Source organism: Kitasatospora sp. NRRL B-11411, assembly GCF_000721345.1.
GTDB classification, from domain to species: Bacteria; Actinomycetota; Actinomycetes; order Streptomycetales; family Streptomycetaceae; genus Kitasatospora; species Kitasatospora cineracea.
Map to the genome: position 1 here is coordinate 1 of NZ_JOGH01000330.1, position 327 is coordinate 327.

General features: G+C 59.0%; 1 rRNA gene. It reads right to left on the minus strand.

Going from position 1 to position 327, the window contains the following annotated elements:
• A 23S ribosomal RNA gene (locus IH44_RS0140215) occupies positions 1-327 on the minus strand; the annotation flags it as partial.

Sequence of the window (327 nt, forward strand, 5' to 3'; positions counted from 1 at the left end):
CACGGTACTATCCGCTATCGGTCACCAGGGAATATTTAGGCTTAGCGGGTGGTCCCGCCAGATTCACACGGGATTTCTCGGGCCCCGTGCTACTTGGGAAATGAGCAAGCAAGCCGCTGATGTTTCGTCTACGGGGGTCTTACCCTCTACGCCGGACCTTTCGCATGTCCTTCGACTACACCAACGGTTTCTGACTCGCCGACCGGCCGGCAGACCGATCAAGCTCACTCCCACAACCCCGTCGTGGCAACCCCTGCCGGGTCTCACACCACAACGGTTTGGCCTCATCCGGTTTCGCTCGCCACTACTCCCGGAATCACGGTTGTT